Origin of the sequence: Streptomyces sp. NPDC056296, from assembly GCF_042268605.1 — a bacterium.
Taxonomy (GTDB): Bacteria; Actinomycetota; Actinomycetes; order Streptomycetales; family Streptomycetaceae; genus Streptomyces.
On record NZ_JBHJRX010000013.1, the window covers coordinates 136,796 to 156,976 of the forward strand.

General features: G+C 71.6%; 19 protein-coding genes. 13 read left to right on the forward strand and 6 right to left on the reverse strand.

The genetic code is table 11. The features are described 5' to 3' along the window. The first annotated feature begins 61 nt into the window (after positions 1-61). Complete coding sequence (locus ACFCZF_RS12565) at positions 62-1,483, forward strand: PLP-dependent aminotransferase family protein (RefSeq protein WP_376671671.1); 1,422 nt, start codon at positions 62-64, stop codon at positions 1,481-1,483. A gap of 120 nt (positions 1,484-1,603) precedes the next feature. On the opposite strand, the gene ACFCZF_RS12570 is transcribed toward ACFCZF_RS12565, so the two are convergent. Then, on the reverse strand, positions 1,604-2,068 hold the full coding sequence (locus ACFCZF_RS12570) for an ATP-binding protein (RefSeq protein ID WP_376671647.1): 465 nt from the start codon (positions 2,066-2,068) through the stop codon (positions 1,604-1,606). A gap of 233 nt (positions 2,069-2,301) precedes the next feature. Here ACFCZF_RS12570 and ACFCZF_RS12575 point away from each other — a divergent pair, with 233 nt between their 5' ends. The 9 genes from ACFCZF_RS12575 (at position 2,302) to ACFCZF_RS12615 (ending at position 12,462) form a co-directional block, all read left to right on the forward strand. After that, on the forward strand, positions 2,302-3,159 hold the full coding sequence (locus tag ACFCZF_RS12575) for a hypothetical protein (RefSeq protein WP_376671648.1): 858 nt from the start codon (positions 2,302-2,304) through the stop codon (positions 3,157-3,159). A gap of 146 nt (positions 3,160-3,305) precedes the next feature. Continuing rightward, positions 3,306-4,070, forward strand: a complete 765-nt coding sequence (locus ACFCZF_RS12580) for a YcnI family protein (RefSeq protein ID WP_376671649.1) — start codon at positions 3,306-3,308, stop codon at positions 4,068-4,070. Between the two features lie 130 nt (positions 4,071-4,200). Further along, positions 4,201-4,851 (forward strand): SCO family protein, encoded by a 651-nt coding sequence (locus tag ACFCZF_RS12585; RefSeq protein ID WP_375906278.1) that lies wholly within the window; start codon positions 4,201-4,203, stop codon positions 4,849-4,851. 29 nt (positions 4,852-4,880) lie between these two features. Then, complete coding sequence (locus tag ACFCZF_RS12590) at positions 4,881-5,333, forward strand: copper chaperone PCu(A)C (RefSeq protein ID WP_376671672.1); 453 nt, start codon at positions 4,881-4,883, stop codon at positions 5,331-5,333. 13 nt (positions 5,334-5,346) lie between these two features. Further along, on the forward strand, positions 5,347-7,398 hold the full coding sequence (locus ACFCZF_RS12595) for a copper resistance CopC/CopD family protein (protein ID WP_376671650.1): 2,052 nt from the start codon (positions 5,347-5,349) through the stop codon (positions 7,396-7,398). An 8-nt stretch (positions 7,399-7,406) separates the two neighbouring features. Continuing rightward, positions 7,407-8,729: an iron uptake transporter deferrochelatase/peroxidase subunit gene (gene efeB / locus ACFCZF_RS12600; RefSeq protein WP_376671651.1), complete on the forward strand. Its 1,323-nt coding sequence runs from the start codon at positions 7,407-7,409 to the stop codon at positions 8,727-8,729. Positions 8,730-8,809: 80 nt separating this feature from the next. Next, a complete protein-coding gene (gene pheA, locus ACFCZF_RS12605) occupies positions 8,810-9,742 on the forward strand; it encodes a prephenate dehydratase (protein ID WP_375906290.1) in 933 nt (310 codons plus the stop codon). 603 nt (positions 9,743-10,345) lie between these two features. Continuing rightward, positions 10,346-11,623 carry a serine--tRNA ligase gene (gene serS, locus ACFCZF_RS12610; protein WP_376671652.1) on the forward strand — a complete coding sequence of 426 codons (1,278 nt, stop codon included), beginning with the start codon at positions 10,346-10,348 and terminating at the stop codon, positions 11,621-11,623. Beyond that, entirely contained in the window at positions 11,620-12,462 is an 843-nt protein-coding gene (locus tag ACFCZF_RS12615; protein ID WP_376671653.1) for an HAD family hydrolase, read from the forward strand. Before serS ends, ACFCZF_RS12615 begins: the two co-directional genes overlap by 4 nt. A 241-nt stretch (positions 12,463-12,703) precedes the next feature. On the opposite strand, the gene ACFCZF_RS12620 is transcribed toward ACFCZF_RS12615, so the two are convergent. The 5 genes from ACFCZF_RS12620 to ACFCZF_RS12640 all read right to left on the reverse strand — a co-directional run bounded on the left by ACFCZF_RS12620 (position 12,704) and on the right by ACFCZF_RS12640 (position 16,598). Further along, positions 12,704-12,994 (reverse strand): hypothetical protein, encoded by a 291-nt coding sequence (locus ACFCZF_RS12620; RefSeq protein ID WP_376671654.1) that lies wholly within the window; start codon positions 12,992-12,994, stop codon positions 12,704-12,706. A 104-nt stretch (positions 12,995-13,098) separates the two neighbouring features. Further along, positions 13,099-13,818 carry an ABC transporter permease gene (locus ACFCZF_RS12625; protein ID WP_310872442.1) on the reverse strand — a complete coding sequence of 240 codons (720 nt, stop codon included), beginning with the start codon at positions 13,816-13,818 and terminating at the stop codon, positions 13,099-13,101. Between the two features lie 11 nt (positions 13,819-13,829). Beyond that, on the reverse strand, positions 13,830-14,741 hold the full coding sequence (locus ACFCZF_RS12630; protein WP_375906304.1) for an ABC transporter ATP-binding protein: 912 nt from the start codon (positions 14,739-14,741) through the stop codon (positions 13,830-13,832). Continuing rightward, positions 14,738-15,646, reverse strand: coding sequence for an ABC transporter permease (locus ACFCZF_RS12635; protein WP_310872441.1), 909 nt, complete (start codon positions 15,644-15,646; stop codon positions 14,738-14,740). Before ACFCZF_RS12635 ends, ACFCZF_RS12630 begins: the two co-directional genes overlap by 4 nt. Then, complete coding sequence (locus ACFCZF_RS12640) at positions 15,636-16,598, reverse strand: ABC transporter ATP-binding protein (RefSeq protein WP_310875818.1); 963 nt, start codon at positions 16,596-16,598, stop codon at positions 15,636-15,638. The genes ACFCZF_RS12635 and ACFCZF_RS12640 overlap by 11 nt, the downstream gene beginning before the upstream one ends. Before the next feature lie 300 nt (positions 16,599-16,898). Between ACFCZF_RS12640 and ACFCZF_RS12645 the strand changes: the two genes are divergently transcribed. The 3 genes from ACFCZF_RS12645 to ACFCZF_RS12655 all read left to right on the forward strand — a co-directional run bounded on the left by ACFCZF_RS12645 (position 16,899) and on the right by ACFCZF_RS12655 (position 20,181). Next, positions 16,899-17,753: a M24 family metallopeptidase gene (locus tag ACFCZF_RS12645; RefSeq protein ID WP_376671655.1), complete on the forward strand. Its 855-nt coding sequence runs from the start codon at positions 16,899-16,901 to the stop codon at positions 17,751-17,753. Further along, on the forward strand, positions 17,750-19,507 hold the full coding sequence (locus tag ACFCZF_RS12650; RefSeq protein ID WP_376671656.1) for an SDR family oxidoreductase: 1,758 nt from the start codon (positions 17,750-17,752) through the stop codon (positions 19,505-19,507). Before ACFCZF_RS12645 ends, ACFCZF_RS12650 begins: the two co-directional genes overlap by 4 nt. A gap of 125 nt (positions 19,508-19,632) precedes the next feature. Beyond that, positions 19,633-20,181 carry an RNA 2'-phosphotransferase gene (locus ACFCZF_RS12655; protein WP_376671673.1) on the forward strand — a complete coding sequence of 183 codons (549 nt, stop codon included), beginning with the start codon at positions 19,633-19,635 and terminating at the stop codon, positions 20,179-20,181.

Consider the following 20,181-nt stretch of genomic DNA (forward strand, 5'->3'; position numbering starts at 1 on the left):
GGGAAGGCTCCCTGGGTTTTTCGACGCGCCCAGGCGCCCAGGGGGAGGCATTTTCGTGGACGTGGACGACTTCTGGTCCGGCATCGGTGTGGACCTGCATCTGGAGCCGGACGCCGGGCAGGGGCGCCGTTCCGGGCTCGAACGGGCGCTGCGGGACGCCGTACGGGACGGCAGGCTGGCTCCGGGGTCGCAGCTGCCGGCGACCCGACGGCTGGCCGACCAGCTAGGCGTCTCGCGGGGCACGGCGAAGGCGGCGTACGACCAGTTGGTCGCCGAGGGCTATCTGACAGCGCGGCAGGGCTCGGGCACCCGCGTGGCGCAGCTGCCCTCCGTCGACACGGAGCCGCCCGGGGGAGCGGCACGCGCGCGTGCGCCACGTTTCGACCTGCGGCCCGGCAGCCCGGACGTCGGCGCGTTCCCCGCGGCGGCCTGGCTGCGGGCACTGCGCCGCGCGGTAGCCACGGCGCCGCTGCCGGCGTACGACTACGGGGACCCACGCGGGCGCGTCGAGCTGCGTACGGCGCTGTCGGGCTACCTGGGCCGGGCACGCGGGGTGATCGCGCCGCCGGAGCGCATCGTGATCACCTCGGGCTATGTGCAGGGCCTCGCGCTCCTCACCCGCGTACTGGACGGCACCGAGGTGGCCATGGAGGACCCCGGGCTGCCCTTCCACCGTGAGGTCGTACGGCGGGCCGGCGGGAGCGTGCTGCCAGTGCGGGTCGACGAGCGGGGAGTTCGTGCCGACGACCTGGGGGACGCCGCTGCCGTGGTCGTCACGCCCGCGCACCAGTACCCGACGGGCGTGACACTGCATCCGGAGCGGCGGCGGGCGCTCACCGACTGGGCACGCGCGCGTGGTGGCCTGATCGTCGAGGACGACTACGACGGGGAGTTCCGCTACGACCGGCAGCCCGTCGGCGCGCTCCAGGGCATGGCGCCGGGTCACGTCGCCTATCTGGGCACCGTGTCCAAGACGCTCGGGCCCGCGCTGCGGCTGGGCTGGATGGTGCTGCCGCCCCACCTGGTCGACGCGGTCGCCGACGCCAAGCTGCACAGCGACCACCACACCGAGTCCCTCGGCCAGCTCGCACTCGCCGAACTGATCGGCACGCACGCCTACGACCGGCACGTACGCGCGTCCCGGCTGCGTTACCGGCGCCGGCGCGACCAACTCGTGGACCGGCTCGGCAGACGCCGGCGGGTGCACGGGATCGCGGCCGGGCTGCACGCGCTGGTGGAGGTCGACGACGAGGCCGAGGTCCTGGCGCGGGCGGAGACGGAGGGCCTCGCGGTCGGCCGACTCGGTGACCACTGGCAGTTCCCGTCCCCGGCCCCGTCATCGTCCCCGGCCCCGTCATCGTCATCGTCCCCGGGCGGGTCCGATCGGCCGCAGGGGCTGGTCGTGGGGTACGGGACGCCCCGGGAACGGGCGTACCCCGAGGCGCTGGAGGTGCTGGGGAGGGTGCTGGACGCGGCGCCGTGAGGCGGGCCGACGGGCGGTCGTGGACCCAAGGGTGAGCGGGAGCCTACGGGGACACCGGAGCCGAGGGCGACGGAGCCGAGGGCGACGGAGCCGAGGGCGACGGAGCCCACCGAGGTGCCGTCAGACCGCCAGCAGCGGAGTGCCCTCACGCCACTTGAGGATCTTGTCGAAGCTCACCACGGCCCCGGACCGGCCCGGCGTACTGCCGATGTGGACGTGGTCGGCGAGTTCCCGGATGAGACACAGCCCGCGGCCGTCCTCGGCGTCGTCGGGCACCGGGCGGGCCGCTCCCCCCGGCCGGCCCGGAGCGGACGCGGGAAATCCCGGACCCGTGTCGGCGACCTCGATGCGGCACAACTCGCCGTCGAGGTAGGCCGTGACGCGGTACGCCTCCGAGGAGCCGTCGGGTGCGTCGTCCCCACCGTGCTCCACGGCGTTGGCGCAGGCCTCGCTCAGCGCGACGGAGAGGTCGAAGGAGACGTCGGGGTCGACGCCCGCGGTCTCCATGGTGCCGATCAGCAGGCGGCGGGCCAGGGGCACGCTCGCGGCCTCGCGCCGCAAATGGAGTGACCACCAGATGCTCATGCTCCAGCCTCCCGGCCGCGGCTCGACATACCGTTACGTATTGCCCCCCGTGGCCGTGCGTAAGCGCGGACTCCGCGTGAGACCGCCCATATGGCGGATGTGTCCATGCCGCCGATCGGTGTATGTGGGGCGGCTCGCACCAGAGAGTGATCTTCCGGTGCTCTTCCGGTCGTACGTCATCTTGTGGACCTGCCGTACGGCGTGGGGGGCGCCAGTGCGATGATGAGGCCGCCATGACTGCCCCCCACCCGCCTACGGCGCGCTCCGGGAACGATCTCCGGATCCTGCGGGCCGCGGTGTTCGCCGCGGTCTGCGTCGTGCTGGCCGCGGCGGGGCACACCCTCGCCTCCTGCGCCGGTGTTCCGCTGTGGTCGCTGGGCGCGGGATTCCTCGGGGCGGTCGTGGTCGCCGCGCCCCTCGCCGGACGCGAACGCTCGCTGCCCGGCATAGCGGTGCTGCTCACCGTCGGGCAGACCGCGCTGCACACCCTGTTCGGACTCGGCCAGCACGGTGCCACGGCGGTCACGGCGGTCACGGCGTCCGGTACGACCGCCGCGTCCACCGGCGGGGCGGGCGCGCTGTCCGACGCGTCACTGGTCCAGCAGGCGGCACGGCTGGTGTGCGGGACCACCGCGGCGGCGATCAGCCCGGCCCAGGCCCAGCGGATCCTCACCGACGCGCGGATCGCCCCGGACGTCGGGGCCGGCACGGCGCACCACCCGGCCGACGCCCTGTCCACCGGCGGTTCCTCGGCCTCGCTGCTGCCGTCCCTGCCGATGCTGCTCGGCCACGTCCTCGCGGCTTTGGCCGCCGGCTGGCTGCTGCGGCGCGGCGATCTGGCCCTGGCCCGGCTCGTCGAACTCTCGGCACACTCGGCCCAGTCGGTGGCCGAGGCCGCGTTCGTACGCGCCCTGCGCGCGGCGCTCTCCCTGGTCCACGCCCTGCACGCCGGGCTCGCCGGCGTTCCCGGAACGGGCCCGCGTCTGCCGCACACCGCTCGGTTGGCGCCGCCGCGGCCCCGCACCACCGCACTCCAGCACACGGTGATCAGGCGCGGCCCGCCGAGCGACGCGTTCGCCCTCGCCGCCTGACACGACGCGACCACCACCCCGCTCCGGCCCATCGGCCGCCGTGCGGAGGGGCCGCCGTCGTGCGGCACGCGCGCGTGCGCGCATCCCTCCCGTCACCCGTCACCGGCTCAGTACCGGTGGCCCACTCGAAGCGGAGTGCTCCGTCCATGAACATTTCTCGTATCGCCGCCGTCGGCGCCGTCTCCGGCATCGCCGTCCTCGCCCTGTCCGCGCCCGCCTTCGCGCACGTCAGCGTGCAGCCGGAGGGCACGGCCGCCAAGGGCGGCTACGCGGTCGTCGGCTTCAAGGTCCCCAACGAACGCGACAACGCCTCCACCACCAAGCTGGAGGTCAACTTCCCCACCGACCACCCACTGGCGTCCGTGATGCCGCAGCCGGTCCCCGGCTGGAAGGCAGTGGTCACCAAGTCCAAGCCGGCCAAGCCGCTGGAGTCGCACGGGAAGAAGATCACCGAGGTCGTCAGCAAGGTGACCTGGACCGCCGACGGCAAGGGGATCGAGCCCGGCTACTTCCAGAAGTTCCCGGTCTCCCTCGGCGCTCTGCCCGAGGACGCCGACGAGCTGGTGTTCAAGGCGATCCAGACCTACGACAACAAGGAGGTCGTGCGCTGGATCGAGGTGCCGCAGGAGGGCCAGGAGGAGCCCGAGAGCCCGGCACCCGTGCTGAAGCTGGCCGCCGCCGAGGACGACGCCCACGGGTCGTCGGGTGCGAAGGCCGAGGACGACACCGAGGCGGCGGCGCGGAACACCGCCGCGGACACCTCCGCCTCCTCCGACTCCGGCTCCGGCTCCGGTGACAGCAGCGACACCACGGCCCGCGTCCTCGGCATCGTCGGCATCGTCGTCGGCGCCGCGGGCGTCGCCTACGGCGTGCTGGCCGGACGTCGGCGCGACTCCGGTGCGTCGGCGTAACCACGCCCGCGCCGGTGCGTCGGCGTAACGACGCCGCCGCATCCTCTCGTCCGGTGCGCGCCGGGCACCCTCCGTCGGTCCGACGGACCCCGGCGCGCACCGGAGCACCTCACATCTGGGACATTTTTCTATGCGCAAGAAGACGTTCGCCGCGGCCGCACTGCTCGCCGCCGCCTCCCTGACCCTGTCCGCCTGCGGCAGCGGCGCCGACAGCGACAAGCCCGTCACCGTGGTCTCCGAGGACACCGGCCAGCAGGCCGCCACCGTGCTCGACAAGCCGTTCGAGAAGCCCGACCTGGTCCTCACCGACACCCAGGGCAAGAAGTACGACCTCCGCGAGCGGACCGCCGGCAAACCCACCCTGATCTACTTCGGCTACACCCACTGCCCCGACGTCTGCCCCCTGACCATGAACAACATCGCCGTGGCCAAGAAGCAGCTGTCCCAGGCCGAGCAGGACAAGCTCCGGATCGTGTTCGTCACCACCGACCCGGAGCGCGACACCCCGGCCGCGCTCGGCAAGTGGCTCAAGGGCATCGACCCGCAGATCGTCGGACTGACCGGCGACTTCGACACCGTCCAGGCCGGCGCCCGCACCCTCGGCATCTCCATCGACCCGCCGACCAAGGACAAGAACGGCAAGATCGTCTCGACGCACGGCACCCAGGTCGTCGCCTTCTCCCCGAAGTCCGACGCGGGTTACGTCCTCTACGGCGAGGACGCCACCGTCGAGGACTACACCAAGGACCTCCCCAAGCTCGTCAAGGGGGAGAACCCGTGAGAGGCCGTCCCGTTCTCGCCGCCGTGACGATGATCGGCGCCCTGGTCCTCGCGGGCTGCGGCGACTCGGACTCCGGCTCCGACTCCGGCTCCTCGCCCGCCCGTGCCGAACTCTCCGTCGGCGCCGCCTACATACCGCAGCCGGTCTCCGACTCGATGGCGGCGGGCTTCCTCACCATCACCAACAAGGGCGACGCCGAGGACGAACTGACCTCCGTCACCAGCGAGGCCGGTGACGTCACCGTGCACGAAACCGTCGACGGGACGATGAAGGAGGTCGACCGCCTCCCGATCCCCGCCCACGGTCAACTCGTGTTCAAGAGCGGCGGCAACCACCTGATGTTCGAGAAGCTGAAGCAGCAGCCCAAGCAGGGACAGACGGTCTCCGTCGAACTGCACTTCGCCCACTCCGGCCCCGTCACGGTCAAGCTGCCCGTGAAGGCCGCCACCTACCAGCCCACCACCGGACACTCCGGACACTGAGGGAGGGACCACCTTGACGCAGACCATCGCCCCGCGCGTCCGGACCCTGGTGCTGCTGCTCCTGGCCGCGGCCTGCGCGCTGCTCGCCGGCGCCGGGCCGGCCTCCGCGCACGCCGCGCTGACCGGCAGCGACCCCCGGCAGGGGACGGTGGTCGACAAGGCTCCGGCCCAGGTGTCGCTCACCTTCTCCGAGTCGGTCTCCGTGGACGACGACTCGCTGCGCGTCCTCGACCCCAAGGGCGAGCGCGTCGACGACGGCAGGCCGTCCGGCACGAGCGGCACGAAGTACGCCGTGAAACTGCACGCGGGGCTGCCCGACGGCACGTACACGGTGACCTACCAGGTCGTCTCCGCCGACAGCCATCCCGTCGCCGGCGCCTACACCTTCTCCATCGGCGCCCCGTCCGAGACCTCCGTCTCCGTCTACGACGCGGAGGCGGGCGGCGGGGTCGTCGGCTGGCTGTACGGCCTCGGACGGTACGTGTCGTACGCCGGGTTCACCGTGCTGGTGGGCGGCGCCGTCTTCGTCCTCGCCTGCTGGTCGCGCGGCTCCGGCGTCCGGGCCGTGCAGCGGCTCGTCGTCTCCGGGTGGCTCGCGCTGACCGCCGCCACTCTCGGGCTGCTCCTGTTGCGCGGCTCCTACACCGGCTCCGGGAAGCTCGGCGACGTCTTCGACCTGAACCTGCTCGGCGAGGCACTGCAGACCAAGACCGGCGCCGCGCTGGTCTCCCGGCTGCTGCTGCTCGCGGCGGCCGCGCTCTTCGTCGCCGTACTCTTCGGCGCCTACGACAAGCGGGAGGACGAGGAGAAACGGGACCTCACCTTCGGGCTCGCGGTCGGTGGAGCCGTGGTGGCGGCCGGGCTCGCGGCGACCTGGGCGATGTCCGAGCACGCCTCGGTCGGCATCCAGGCCGGTCTCGCCATGCCCGTCGACATCGTTCATCTGCTCGCCGTCGCCGCCTGGCTCGGTGGGCTGACCGCCCTGCTCGTCGCCCTGTACCGGGCGCCCGCGGACACGCCCGTCGCCGCCTCCGCCGTACGGCGGTTCTCGCGGCTCGCCTTCGGCAGCGTGGTCGCGCTGGTGGTGACCGGCACCTACCAGTCCTGGCGCCAGCTCGGCTCCTGGACGGCCTTCACCGACACCCGGTACGGGCAGCTGCTCCTCGTCAAGATCGGGCTCGTGGCGGTGCTGGTGGGCATCGCCTACCTCTCGCGCCGGTGGACGGCACAGCTGGCGGAGGCGGTGCCGGCCATCGCCCGTCAGCGGGACAAGGAACAGGTCGGGGCGTCCGACGGCCGTAAGACCGAGACGGCGAGCTCCGCCGAGAAGGCGAAGGCCACCGCGAAGGCGCGCTCCACCGAGAAGGCGAAGGCCGCCGAGAAGGTGTCCGGGGCGGCGAAGGGGGCCGGGGCAGCGAAGGGAGCCGGGGCAGCGAAGACTTCCGGGCAGGGCTCCTCCGGTGCGTCGAAGGGTTCCGGCGCCACTCAGCGCGCCGCCCAGCTCGCCCGGCAGCGCGCGGCCGTGGACGCCGCCCGGCAGAAACGGCAACGCGACGCCGACCCCCACCGCTTCGGACTGCGCCGCTCCGTGCTCGCCGAGGCGGGCATCGCCGTCGTCCTGCTCGCCGTCACCACCGTCCTGACCCAGACCGAGCCCGGCCGGACCGAGGAGGAGGCCAAGGCCGCCAACCCGTCCTCCGCCGCCGCGACCGGCCCCTCCTCCGGTGCGGTCACCCTGGACATGCCCTTCGACACCGGCGGCCAGAACGGCAAGGGAGTCGTACGGGTCGAGCTCGACCCCGCGCGAGTGGGCGCCAACGACATGCACCTCTACGTCGAGCGCCCGAACGGCGAGGCCTTCGACATCCCCGAGGTGAAGGTCGCCTTCACCCAGGAGGCCAAGGACATCGGGCCGCTCCCCGTCGTCCCCGACCACATCACCACCGGGCACTGGTCGGCGAGCGGGGTGCAGATCCCGATGGCCGGCGACTGGGAGGTCGCCGTGACCGTACGGACCTCCGACATCGACCAGGTGACCGTCTCCAAGAACGCGCAGATCGGCTGAACCGCACCATGGCTGACCAGTCCATCCCGGAGGCCCGCACCCCCGAGGCGACCCGCGGGGCGCCCGGCGGACCCGGGCCGCTCGACTCCGAGAACACCACCACGCGCCAGGGCGTCTCGCGGCGACGGCTGCTCGGCACCGCCGGCGCCACCGGGCTCGTACTCGGCGCGGCCGGTGGCGCCGCGGGCTACGCCGCCGCGCCCTCCTCCGCGGCCACGCCGCTCACCTCGCTGGGTGACGAGCAGGTGATGTTTCACGGGAAACATCAGCCCGGCATCACCACCCCGATGCAGGCCTGCGGGCACCTCGTCGCGTTCGACCTGGCGGCGGGCGCCGGCCGCAGGGAGGCCGCCGCGCTGCTGCGCCGCTGGTCCGACACCGCACGGCGGCTGATGGCGGGGGAGCCTGCCGGGGCCCGTGACACGAGCGTGGCCCGGGACGCGGGTCCCTCCTCGCTGACCGTCACCTTCGGATTCGGGCACAGCTTCTTCGGCCGGACCGGCCTGGACAAGCAGCGCCCGGTAGCCCTCGACCCGCTGCCCGACTTCTCCTCCGATCACCTCGACAAGAACCGCAGCAACGGCGACCTGTGGGTGCAGATCGGCGCCGACGACGCCCTGGTCGCCTTCCACGCCCTGCGCGCGATCCAGCAGGACGCCGGATCGGCCGCCCGCGTCCGCTGGCAGATGAACGGCTTCAACCGCTCGCCGGGCGCCACCGCCCACCCCATGACCGCCCGCAACCTCATGGGCCAGGTCGACGGCACCCGCAACCCGAAGCCCGCCGACGCCGACTTCGACCAGCGGATCTTCGTCCCGGAGAAGCCCGGGAAGAGCGAGCAGGCATGGATGGCGAACGGCTCCTACGCCGTCGTACGCCGCATCCGCATGATCCTCGACGACTGGGAGAAGCTCTCGGTCAAGGCCCAGGAGGACGTCATCGGGCGCCGCAAGTCCGACGGGGCCCCGCTGTCCGGGGGCAGCGAGACGACCGAGATGGACCTGGAGAAGACGGACAAGGCCGGGAACCTGATCGTCCCGATCAACGCCCACGCCCGCATCACCCGCCCCGACCAGAACGGCGGCGCGGCCATGGTCCGTCGGCCCTTCTCGTACCACGACGGTTTCGACGCGGACGGCGTCCCCGACGCCGGACTGCTCTTCGTCTGCTGGCAGGCCGATCCGCTGCGCGGCTTCGTGCCGGTGCAGCGCAAGCTGGACCGGGGTGACGCGCTCTCGCGGTTCGTCCGGCACGAGGCGAGCGGTCTGTTCGCGGTGCCGGGCGGGGCGGCGGAGGGAGAGTACGTGGGACAGCGGCTGCTGGAGGGGTGAAACCGGCCGGGAGCCACCCCGACGAGCGGCTTGCCCGAGACGCGTCAGCCCGGTCTCCCGGGGCCTATTAGGGTGAGGACATGCCAGCCAGTTACGCGTATCTCGGCCCCGAAGGCACCTTCACCGAAGTCGCTCTGCGCACACTTCCGGAGACGGCGACCCGGGAGCTGGTCCCCTACGTCTCCGTCCAGTCCGCGCTCGACGCGGTCCGCACCGGCGAGGCCGAGGCCGCGTTCGTGCCGATCGAGAACTCCGTGGAAGGCGGCATCACCACCACCCTCGACGAACTGGTCGCCGGCCAGCCGCTGATGATCTACCGCGAGGTGCTGCTGTCCATCACCTTCGCGCTGCTGGTCCGCCCCGGCACCAAGCTGTCGGACATCAAGACGGTCAGCGCCCACCCGGCGGCCCAGCCCCAGGTACGCAACTGGATCAAGTCGCACCTCCCGGACGTCGCCTGGGAGTCGGCCGCCTCCAACGCCGACGGCGCCCGCCTGGTGCAGGAGGGCCGTTACGACGCGGCGTTCGCCGGCGAGTTCGCCGCGGCCCGCTACGGCCTGGAGGTCCTGGAGGCCGACATCCACGACGCGGAGAACGCCCAGACGCGCTTCGTGCTGGTCGGCCGGCCCGCCAGGCCCGCGGCACCGACCGGCGCGGACAAGACGTCCGTCGTGCTCTGGCAGCGCGACGACCACCCCGGCGGGCTGCGCGACCTGCTGGGCGAGTTCGCCACCCGGGGCGTCAACCTGATGCTGCTGCAGTCCCGGCCCACCGGTGCCGGCATCGGCAACTACTGCTTCTGCATCGACGCCGAGGGGCACATCTCCGACCGCCGGGTGGCCGATGCCCTGATGGGCCTGAAGCGGACCTGTCTCCAGGTGCGCTACCTCGGGTCGTACCCGCGGGCGGAGGTCGAGCCGGCGGACGTGGACGCGCTGCGGCGGGGCACCTCCGACGAGGACTTCGTGGCAGCGGCGGACTGGGTGGCGCGCTGCCAGGACGGCCGTTTCTGACGGCCGGAACCGGCCAGTCCTACCTGCTGATTTTCGTTGTCCACAGGAGCACTTCGAGTTATCCACAGGTCCGCTTCTCGACCTGGGGACAAGTCGACAACGAAGTGGGACTCAGTCGACAAATCCCCCTACAGCCCCCACTTCGTCCACAGGCGCCCAGGTCACCCTTCGTCCACCCGCTTCTCGCCCGCCATCCTCCGGAGCGACACCGAGTGCCCTGTTTCCACTCGAAAGTGGGGGCGTGGCGGGTTTGGGTGGCTCACCACGAGAATTGGGAATGATCACCTCCGAGAGTCCACAGATCTTTCGCACAGCCTGTGGATAACTTTTCCCGACTGGGGATTCCTGTGGACAGACGAGCCCACGGGCGGCCTCAAGTCCCGTTCTCCACAAGAAAATCCGGTCAACCCGCCACTCGTCGGCCGCCTCGTTCCGGGGAATGCGGCGCCTTTCATTGACGCCCGCGAAGCACGCGAGAAGCACGCGAGAAGCACGTACGAACAAGAACCACATATGCCGCAATTCCCGCATAACGGAACGCGAGTCCCGCGTTCGGCAATAGTGAGTCGAGACCCGTGACCGCACACCGGTAGCCTTGACCGCGTGATTGACCTTCGCCTGCTCCGTGAGGACCCCGACCGTGTGCGCGCCTCGCAGCGCGCCCGTGGAGAGGATGTCGCGCTCGTCGACTCCCTCCTGTCCGCCGACGAACGGCGCAGGTCGTCCGGCGTCCGCTTCGACGAGCTGCGCGCCGAGCAGAAGGGCCTCGGCAAGCTCATCGGCAAGGCCTCCGGAGACGAGAAGGCCGAGCTGCTCAAGCGCGCCGAGCAGCTGAAGACCGACGTCAAGGCCGCCGACGCCGAGCGCGACACCGCCGACGCCGAGACCCAGGAGCTGCTCCAGCGGCTCAGCAACCTCGTCCACCCCGACGTGCCCGTCGGCGGCGAAGAGGACTTCGTCACGCTGGAGACGCACGGCACCCACCGCGACTTCGCGGCCGAGGGCTTCGAGCCCAGGGACCATCTGCAGCTGGGCCAGCTGCTCGGCGCCATCGACGTCGAGCGCGGCGCCAAGGTCTCCGGCTCGCGTTTCTACTTCCTGACCGGCGTCGGCGCCCTCCTGGAGCTCGCCCTGGTCAACGCGGCGATCGCGCAGGCCACGGCGGCCGGCTTCACGCCGATGCTGACCCCGGCGCTGGTGCGCCCGCAGTCCATGGCGGGCACCGGCTTCCTCGGCCAGGCCGCCCAGGACGTCTACCACCTCGACAAGGACGACCTGTACCTGGTCGGCACGTCCGAGGTGCCGCTCGCCGCGTACCACATGGACGAGATCCTCGACGCCGACCGCCTGCCGCTGCGCTACGCCGGCTTCTCGCCCTGCTTCCGCCGCGAGGCGGGCTCGCACGGCAAGGACACCCGGGGCATCTTCCGGGTGCACCAGTTCGACAAGGTCGAGATGTTCTCCTACGTCCTCCCCGAGGACTCGCAGGCCGAGCACCAGCGCCTGCTGGAGTGGGAGAAGCAGTGGCTGACGTCGCTGGAGCTGCCGTTCCGGGTCATCGACGTCGCCTCGGCCGACCTGGGTTCCTCGGCCGCGCGCAAGTACGACTGCGAGGCGTGGATCCCGACCCAGGGCAAGTACCGCGAGCTGACCTCGACCTCGGACTGCACCGAGTACCAGTCGCGCCGGCTGTCGATCCGGGTCCGCGAGGACAAGAAGGTGCGCCCGCTGGCCACGCTCAACGGCACGCTCTGCGCCGTACCGCGCACGATCGTGGCGATCCTGGAGAACCATCAGCAGGCCGACGGTTCGGTGCGCGTGCCCGAGGTGCTGCGCCCGTACCTGGGCGGCCGGGAGGTCCTGGAGCCGGTGGCCAAGTGACTGACACCGCCTCCGCCACGGTCCCCGACGCCGGCCCCGGCGCGAGCTTCCCGTACCGGCTGGTCGCGACCGACCTCGACGGCACGCTGCTGCGCGGCGACGACACGATCTCGCAGCGCACCCGTGACGCGCTCGCCGCGGCCACCGCGGCGGGCGCGGCCCACATCGTGGTCACCGGCCGCGCGGTCCCGTGGACCCGGCACATCCTCGACGACCTCGGGTACGACGGGCTGGCCGTCTGCGGCCAGGGCGCGCAGGTCTACCACGCCGGGGAGCACCGGCTGCTGACCTCGGTCACGCTGGACCGTCAGCTGGCCGGGGTGGCGCTGGCCAAGATCGAGGCGGAGACCGGCCCGCTGTACCTGGCCGCGAGCCGTGACGGCCTGGACGGCGACGTCCTGGTCGGCCCGGGTTACGCGGTCGGGGGCGACCTGCCCGCAGTGCCGTTCACCGACGCCTCGGATCTGTGGTCGGCGCCGCTGAACAAGATCTACATCCAGCATCCGACCCTGTCGGACGACGAGCTGGCCGAGGCTGCCCGGCGCACCGCGGGCGGCTTCGTCACGGTGACCATGGCGGGCGCGGGCGTCGTCGAGCTGCTCCCCCTAGGCCTGTCCAAGGCCACCGGGCTGTCGCTGGCGGCCCGCCGACTGGGTCTGAAGGCCGCGGACACGATCGCGTTCGGCGACATGCCCAACGACGTCCCGATGTTCGGCTGGGCCGCCCGGGGTGTGGCGATGGCCAACGCCCACGAGGAGCTGAAAGCGGTGGCCGACGAGGTGACGTCCTCGAACGACGAGGACGGTATCGCGGTGGTACTGGAGCGGCTGGCGGCCTGACCCGGCCCTCAACACCCCGGCCCTCAACACCCCGGGCCCCAACACCCCGGGTCTCTGAGACCAGGGGCTCCCGGCCGCACGGTCCGGACGGCGCCGGCGTCCCCGTCGGTCGGCCCACGCGAGGCGTCTCGCGTGCTCGAAGCGGCCGCCCGATTCGCCGGCGCCGTCCGGCCTCGTGCATTCATCACTGTGCCGGTACGGAAAGCCGGGCGCCACCGAATAAAAGCGGACGTACACCGCATTATCGTCGGCGCCACCTGCGACGGCGGGCCTTGCTGAAGAACCATCCGGCGGGCGGCTCGTCGGAGCGCCACGGCTGCGGCTCCGGTTTCTCGCGGCGCCAACGGGCGGCGAGCATCCGGGCGCGGGCCGACGGCTCGGAGGTACCGGCGTCGCGTACGAACTCCTCGTCCAGGACGAGGCCGTCCCAGGTGTCGTCACCGGTGCCGTCCGTGATGCCGCGCCCGGAGGCGCTACCGGCACCGTCCTCCGGCTGTCCGCGGCCGCCCTGCTGAGGTGTCTGGCCCGCCATCCCGGTTCCTCCCAGCCCTGCGTCCCCCGTGTCTCCTCCGTACGTTCCTCGGCCCAGTGTGCCCAGGCCGGGGTGAAGGCCCCGTCAGGACCGGGGCCGCCCGGTCACTCCTCCCCGGCGAGCTTCAGCGTCCGCAGCTTCTGGCCCGCGTACCAGGTCGCGAGCACGGTGACCCCGGCCAGCAGCACCGTCGCGGTCGGCAGGCCGACGTCGGACGTCACCAGGTTCCCGTCGGCGACCTTCTGGGCCACCGCCAGTGACCACTGCTGGACGCTCAGGGTCCGGGCGCCGGGCACCAGGGAGCCGAACAGGGCCTCCCAGACGAGGGCGTAGACGAGCCCGAAGACGACCGCGTGCCGGGACACCGTGCCCAGCAGCAGGAACAGCGCGGCGTAGGCGATGGAGGCGACCAGCGCGGCGATGGTGTAGGCAACGGCGACCTGCTGGCCGTTGCCGTTGAGGATCAGGCCGGCGAGCAGGGTCGGCACGGCGGAGAAGACCATCGTCACGGCGATGGCGACGATCAGCTTGGTGAAGATGATCGTCGGTCGCTTGATCGGCTTGGACAGCAGGTACACCACCGAGCCGTCGTCGATCTCGGGGCCGATGGCTCCGGTACCGGCGATGACACCGATGATCGGCACCATGGTGGCGAGGGCGAATCCGCCCAGCACGTCGGCCGCGGTCTGGTCGTCGGCTCCGGCGAGCGCGCGCACCGCCACGGCGATGACGAGCAGCAGCAGGGGCAGTACACCCAGGATGAGGGCCCGGCGGCGGCCGAGCAGGGCTCGGTAGGTGAGCCTGGCGACTGTGGGGTCGTACATTCTTCGGCCTCCTACGCCGCGACGAGATACGAGAAGACGGACTCGAGGGACTCGTCGGACGGCGAGACCGTGAGCAGCCGGATGCCGTGGTCGCGGGCGACCTTGGGCAGCAGGGCCGTGAACCGGCCGAAGTCGACGGCCTGGACGCGCAGCGCGCCCTCGGCGAGGTCGACCTCGATGCCGGACGTCGACGGGTCGGCGATCAGCGCCGCCGCGAGGGCCCGGTCGTCGCTGGAACGCACCAGGTAGCGGTGCGGCCGGTCGGTCATCAGGCGGCGGATCTTGCGGAAGTCGCCGCTGGCCGCGTGCCGTCCGGCGACGATGACCTCGATGTGCCAGGCGAGTTGTTCGACCTCTTCGAGGATGTGCGAGGAGAACAGCACCGTGCGGCCCTCGTCGCCCATGCGGCGCAGCAGGTCCATCAGTTGCATGCGCTGGCGCGGGTCCATGCCGTTGAAGGGCTCGTCCAGCAGGAGCAGCGAGGGGTTGTGGACGAGGGCGCTCGCCATCTTCACGCGCTGCCGCATGCCCTTGGAGTACGTGGCGATCTTCCGGTCCTGCGCGTACTCCATCTGTACCGTGGCGAGCGCTTCGTGGGCCGCCTTGGCGCCGAGGCCGTGCAGTTCGGCGTTGGCGAGGACGAACTCGCGGCCGGTGAGGAAGTCGTACATCGCCTCACGCTCGGGGACGATGCCGATGTGCTGGTAGATGGCCTCGTTGCGCCAGGTCGGCTGTCCGTCGAGGGTGACGGTGCCGGTGGAGGGGGCGAGGAAGCCGCCCATCATGTTGATGAGGGTGGACTTTCCCGCGCCGTTGGGGCCGAGCAGGCCGGTGACGCCGGGGCCGATCGTCATGGTGATGTCGTTGACGGCGACCACGTTGCCGAACCAGCGGGAGACGTGGTCGATGTTCAGCGTGGTCACAGTCCCACCTTCTGGTAGCGGCGCATCAGCAGGCCGTAGGCGCCGGCGATCAGGCCCAGGGTGACGAGGACGTAGACCGCGCCCTCGCCGTTGCTCGGGCCGACCCCGCCGGGGAAGGCCGAGGTGGCGCCCAGGAAGGCGGACTGCACACCGTCGATGAGGGTGATCGGCGAGAACAGGCCGATCCAGGCGACGGACCCGGAGCTGCCCTGGACGTCCGCGATGGCCTGGAGCGTGGAGACCGCGCCGTAGGTGATGGTCAGGACGGCGATGACGGCCGCGATACCGAAGCCGCGGCGCGGGGTGACCGACGCGACCACCAGGCCGAGGCCGGCGAAGAGCAGCGAGAGCAGTGCCACGGAGACGAGTCCCTGTGCGAACCCCTTGGTCTGGTCCGCGAAGTCGAGTTTGGCGAGCAGCGCGCCCACATAGAGCACGAGCAGGGGGGCGGCGGTGAGGATGAACAGGGCCGAGGCCAGCGACGCGTACTTGGCCCGGACGTAGTCGGCGGTCTCGATCGGCCGCGAGAAGTACAGCGGCACGGTCTTGAAGCGCAGGTCGCGCGAGACGGACTGGGGGGCCTGCGAGGCGACGTAGAGGCTGATGACGGCCTGGAGGACGATCGCGTAGCGCGTGTAGTCCAGGGGCAGGTCGTTGGCCTTGGTGGCGACGGCGACGGCGACCATGATGGCGGCGGGCAGGCACATCACCACGAAGAGCAGCATGGGCAGCACCTTGGACTTGGCCGAGCGGCCGAGGCCGTAGGCGCCGCGCAGGGACTGCGAGTACAGCGAACGGCGGGCGTAGGCGCGGCCGAGGCGGGGGCCGTCGTAGCTGCGGTAGCCGATGTTGTGGATGCGGGTCTGGTCACCCGGCACCGTGGCTGTGGGCTGTTCAGCTGCCATGGCCGACCGCCTCCTTCCGTTCTGCGTCGCTGTCCTGGAAGACCTCCGAGATGTGGTGCCGGCGCTGCTCCATGCGCACCAGGCCCAGGCCGAGGTCGGCGATGACGTCTCTGACCAGGTCGTAGGTCTCCTCGCCCGCCGCGGTGAGCAGCAGGACGTGGCCGGCGCCGGGCAGGCCGCTGCCGTCCTGGACGGTCACCCCGCGCGCGTCGAGCGCGTCGCGCACCGCGCGGGTGCCGTCGGGGTGCTCGTCGGTGTCGGTGACCTCGATCGCGAGTGTCGTCGTGGTCTGGGTGAAGTCCGTGGTGGAGCTGGAGCGCAGCAGCTTGCCGCCGTCCACGACGACGACGTGGTCGCAGGTGCGTTCCAGTTCGCCCAGCAGGTGCGAGGTGACCAGGACGGAGATGCCGAAGTCGGTGTGGATGCGGCGGATGAGGCCGAGCATCTCGTCGCGGCCGACCGGGTCGAGGCCGTTGGTGGGCTCGTCGAGGAAGACCAGCTGGGGGTCGTGGACGAGGGCCTGCGCGAGCTTCACGCGCTGCTTCATGCCGGTCGAGTAGCCGCCTATGGGCCGGTAGCGCTCCTCGTACAGGCCGACGTGGCGCAGGGTGTCGGCCGTGCGTTCGCGGGCGGCGGTGGGGGGCAGGCCGGACATGCGTGCCATGTGGACGACGAACTCGGTGGCCGAGACGTCGGGCGGCAGGCAGTCGTGTTCCGGCATGTAGCCGACTCGCTCGCGGATGTCGGCGCCCTTGGTCGCGACATCGAGTCCGAGCACTTCGGCCCGGCCCTCGGTGGCGGGAGACAGACCCAGCAGGATCTTGATCAGGGTGGACTTACCGGCGCCGTTGGCACCGACGAGTCCGGTCACACCGGGTCCGACGTCCACGGAGAGCCGGTCGAGCGCGGTCACCCGTGGGTACCGCTTGCTCAGGCTTTCGGTCGCGATCACAGTCACATCCACGACAGTAGTGACGCGCGCCACTGAGGTCGTCAGACCGGAGAGCCGTCTTGGAGTCAGACTCGAGTAGTACGGGCCCGTAGGGGATGCCGTGCCTGAGAGCTACGGAGCGGTCTTCCGGGGCCGTGTGTCCGCCCTTCGTCCCGCGCTATTGACGCGAGGTCTAACAGCTGGGAGATTCGGCGACGTCACGTTACGCGCGAGTAGCTCGGTCGGCACGGACCGCGCCCGGCGCGTGGGGCGGGTGGACGGGCCGACGGGCCGACGGGCCGACGGGTGGGACGGGGTGGCATGACGACGGCAGTGACATCAGGACCGGGCACGGAGTTCCGCACGGAGCTGCGCGGATTCCGGCAGGTGCAGCGCCTCGCCTACGAGTGCGCCGAGGCCGTGGCGGCCCGGCTGGAGCCGGGGGTGACCGAGCGGGAGGCGGCCCGCATGCAGCGCGAGAGGCTGCGGGAGCGGGGCGTGCGGGACTGGTTCCACCTGCCCTTCGCCTGGTTCGGCGACCGCACGGCGTTCACGGACTTCCGCGTTCCGCTGCAGTTCTTCCCGACTGGGCGCCGGCTGGAGCCGGGCATGCCCTTCATCCTGGACATGGCCCCGGTGTACGGGGGTTTCACCGCCGACATCGGCTACTCCGGCTCGCTCGGCCCCAATCCCGTGCAGCAGCGGCTGATGGCCGACCTGGAGGCGCACCGCGCGCTGATCCTGCGCGAGGTGCGCGAACGCCGCCCGTTGCGGGAGATCTACGAGGACGTGGACCGGCTCATGGTCCGCCAGGGCTATGCCAACCGGCACCGCGCCTACCCCTTCGGCGTGATCGCCCACAAGGTGGACCGGGTACGGGAACGGCGCCTGTCCCCGCGCCTGTTCGGCTTCGGCACGCAGTCGCTCAAGGGCCTGGCGAGCGACGCGCTGCACGGCCACCGCGAGGGCTGGTCCCCGTTGTGGTCGCCGTACCGCTTCTCCGACCACCCGCCCCGGCCGGGGCTGTGGGCGGTCGAACCCCACCTCGGTTTCCGGGGCACGGGCGCGAAGTTCGAGGAGATCCTGATCGTCACCGACTCCGCGGATCCCGAGCAGAGCGCCTTCTGGCTGGACGACGATCTGCCGCACGTGCGGCGCTGGGCGGAGGAGCGATGACAGTGCTGGACGGTGCGCGGGAGCGCTGGGTGCGCACGGGCGGGGTCGAGCTGTGCGTGGCCGAACTGGGCGACCCGCACCAGCCCACGGTCGTCCTGGTGCACGGGTACCCGGACAGCAAGGAGGTCTGGTCCGAGGTCGCCGCCCGCCTCGCCGACCGCTTCCACGTGGTCCTCTACGACGTCCGGGGCCACGGCCGGTCCACCGCCCCGAGCCCGCTGCGCGGCGGGTTCACGCTGGAGAAGCTGACGGACGACTTCCTGGCCGTGGCGGACGCCGTCAGTCCCGGCCGGCCCGTGCACCTGGTGGGCCACGACTGGGGCTCGGTGCAGTCCTGGGAGTTCGTGACGGTCAGGCGCACCGAGGGCCGCATCGCCTCCTTCACCTCGATGTCCGGACCGTCCCTCGACCACTTCGGGCACTGGATCAACAAACGTCTCAAGCGCCCTACCCCGCGCCGGATCGGACAGCTCCTCGGCCAGGGCGCCAAGTCCTGGTACGTCTACCTGCTGCACACGCCCGTACTGCCCGAACTGGCCTGGCGCGGCCCCCTCGGCAAGCGCTGGCCGGGCATCCTGCGACGCGTCGAGAAGGTGCCCGGCGGCGACTACCCGACCCCGTCCCTGCCGTCGGACGCGGCGCACGGGGCGTGGCTGTACCGGGACAACGTCCGGCCCCGGCTGCGCCGCCCGCGCGACGACGCCTACGCGCACGCGCCCGTGCAGCTCATCACGCCCCTCGGCGACGCGTTCCTGTCGGAGCGTCTCTACGACGAACTGGAGCTGTGGGCGCCGCGGCTGACCCGCCGCACGCTGCCCGCCAAGCACTGGGTGCCGCGGACCCGTCCGGACCGGCTGGCGGACTGGATCACGGAGTTCGTCACCGCCGTCGACGGCGGTCGGCCCGAGGTCGCGGCGAGCGGGAAGCACGCCGACCGCTTCGGCGGGCAGCTGGTGCTGGTCACCGGCGCGGGCAACGGCATCGGGCGGGCCACGGCGTTCGCCTTCGCCGAGGCCGGCGCACGCGTCGTGGCCGTCGACCGGGACGCCGAGGCCGCCGCCCGCACCGCGGAGCTGTCCCGGCTGATCGGTGCGCGGGCGGCCTGGGCGGAGACCGTCGACGTCTCCGACGAGCAGGCCATGGAGAAGCTCGCGGAGAAGGTCGCCGCCGAGTACGGCGTGGTGGACGTCCTGGTGAACAACGCCGGGATCGGCATGTCGGGCTCCTTCTTCGACACCACGCCTGAGGACTGGAAGAAGGTCCTCGACGTCAATCTGTGGGGCGTGATCCACGGCTGCCGCCTCTTCGGCAGGCAGATGGCCGAACGCGGGCAGGGCGGCCACATCGTCAACACCACGTCGGCGGCGGCCTTCCAGCCCTCCAGGGCGCTGCCCGCCTACAGCACCTCCAAGGCGGCCGTGCTGATGTTGAGCGAGTGCCTGCGCGCCGAACTGGCCGGACAGGGGATCGGCGTCACGGCGGTCTGCCCCGGCCTCGTCAACACCGACATCACCTCCACGGCGCACTTCGCGGGCGTCGACGCCGACGAGGAGAAGCGGCGGCAGCGGCGCACGGCGCGGTTGTACGGGCTGCGCAACTACCCGCCGGAGAAGGTGGCCGACGCCGTCCTGGAGGCGGTCGTGCGCAACAGGGCCGTGGTCCCGGTGACGCCGGAGGCGCGTGGCGTCCATCTCATGTCCCGGTTCGTTCCAGGAGCGTTGAGGCGTCTCGCGCGTGTGAAGCCGCCACTGTAGTTTCCACAGACTGTTCCAACCAGCCTGTGGATAACCGCACTTGGCTGTGGATCAAACATCGGCCGCTAAATCGATCGCGTGACGCGTGTCTCTCTCGGCACGCTGATTCCATGAAACAGGAACACATGGACGACAGACGCACCGTGAAGGTGTCCAAGTATCTGTCGAAGCATCTGCGCCACCAGCCGGAGAGAATCGGGCTCGCGCTCGACGAGGCCGGCTGGGTCGAGATCGACACGCTGATCGCCGCCGCCGTGGCGCACGGTTTCCGCTTCACCCGCCAGGAACTCGACCACGTGGTCGCCACCAACGACAAGCGGCGGTTCGCGATCGAGGGCACCCGTATCCGCGCCAGCCAGGGCCACACCATCGACGTGGACCTCGCCCTGCCCGCGGCGACCCCGCCGCCGTACCTCTACCACGGGACCGTGGCCCGGCACCTGGACGCGATCCGTGCCGAGGGGCTGAGGCCGATGAACCGGCACGACGTGCACCTCTCGCCGGACCGCGAGACCGCGACCCGAGTCGGTGCCCGCCGCGGCCGGCCGGTCGTGCTGTCGGTGGACGCCGCCGCCATGCACCGCGACGGCCATGTCTTCCACGTCAGCGCCAACGGGGTCTGGCTGACGAAGAACGTGCCACCGCGGTATGTGCGCTTTCCCGCTCGGCACTGA

What these genes read in the sequence shown, in the direction of transcription:
- ACFCZF_RS12570 (WP_376671647.1), bottom strand. Translation starts at nt 2,068, where the DNA reads ATGAGCATCTGGTGGTCACTCCATTTGCGGCGCGAGGCCGCGAGCGTG.
- ACFCZF_RS12575 (WP_376671648.1), top strand. Translation starts at nt 2,302, where the DNA reads ATGACTGCCCCCCACCCGCCTACGGCGCGCTCCGGGAACGATCTCCGG.
- ACFCZF_RS12580 (WP_376671649.1), top strand. Translation starts at nt 3,306, where the DNA reads ATGAACATTTCTCGTATCGCCGCCGTCGGCGCCGTCTCCGGCATCGCC.
- ACFCZF_RS12585 (WP_375906278.1), top strand. Translation starts at nt 4,201, where the DNA reads ATGCGCAAGAAGACGTTCGCCGCGGCCGCACTGCTCGCCGCCGCCTCC.
- ACFCZF_RS12590 (WP_376671672.1), top strand. Translation starts at nt 4,881, where the DNA reads ATGATCGGCGCCCTGGTCCTCGCGGGCTGCGGCGACTCGGACTCCGGC.
- efeB (WP_376671651.1), top strand. Translation starts at nt 7,407, where the DNA reads ATGGCTGACCAGTCCATCCCGGAGGCCCGCACCCCCGAGGCGACCCGC.
- pheA (WP_375906290.1), top strand. Translation starts at nt 8,810, where the DNA reads ATGCCAGCCAGTTACGCGTATCTCGGCCCCGAAGGCACCTTCACCGAA.
- ACFCZF_RS12620 (WP_376671654.1), bottom strand. Translation starts at nt 12,994, where the DNA reads ATGGCGGGCCAGACACCTCAGCAGGGCGGCCGCGGACAGCCGGAGGAC.
- ACFCZF_RS12625 (WP_310872442.1), bottom strand. Translation starts at nt 13,818, where the DNA reads ATGTACGACCCCACAGTCGCCAGGCTCACCTACCGAGCCCTGCTCGGC.
- ACFCZF_RS12635 (WP_310872441.1), bottom strand. Translation starts at nt 15,646, where the DNA reads ATGGCAGCTGAACAGCCCACAGCCACGGTGCCGGGTGACCAGACCCGC.
- ACFCZF_RS12645 (WP_376671655.1), top strand. Translation starts at nt 16,899, where the DNA reads ATGACGACGGCAGTGACATCAGGACCGGGCACGGAGTTCCGCACGGAG.
- ACFCZF_RS12650 (WP_376671656.1), top strand. Translation starts at nt 17,750, where the DNA reads ATGACAGTGCTGGACGGTGCGCGGGAGCGCTGGGTGCGCACGGGCGGG.
- ACFCZF_RS12655 (WP_376671673.1), top strand. Translation starts at nt 19,633, where the DNA reads ATGGACGACAGACGCACCGTGAAGGTGTCCAAGTATCTGTCGAAGCAT.